The organism is Vibrio sp. OPT46, from assembly GCF_015163535.1.
Taxonomy (GTDB): Bacteria; Pseudomonadota; Gammaproteobacteria; order Enterobacterales; family Vibrionaceae; genus Vibrio; species Vibrio alginolyticus.
Genome location: NZ_JADDYG010000508.1, coordinates 1 through 339 on the forward strand (window position 1 = coordinate 1; position 339 = coordinate 339).

1 pseudogene is annotated in these 339 nt (G+C 32.4%); it reads right to left on the bottom strand.

The annotated features are described in order from the left end of the window. A pseudogene (locus IQR33_RS20935) lies at positions 1–87 on the bottom strand (XRE family transcriptional regulator); the annotation flags it as partial. Positions 88–339: the final 252 nt, after the last annotated feature.

Genomic DNA, 339 nt, shown 5'->3' on the forward strand with positions numbered 1-339 from the left:
AGCAAGTTCATCAACGCTGACTTCTCCTAGTTCAGAAACCAAGTTAGAAATGGCGTGTCTTCTTAATTGAGTATTTCGTTTCGACATTTAAGTTTTGACTTTAAGTTTCGATGTGAAACTTATTATAGTCAAACCGAAACTTTCAAGTCCATTTATTTCGATCCAAAAAATTAATATTTCTCGATAAAACCTTGTCCTAAGACAATTCTTAAACAGTGATATTGGATTCATTCAGTGGTAGAATTCGCCACCGAAAAGAAAAAAAATTACAGAATTGAAGGCTATTTTTTTGCAACTTTCTGCATATAAAGTGGGATTAGTCACAAAAAGGTAACCAAA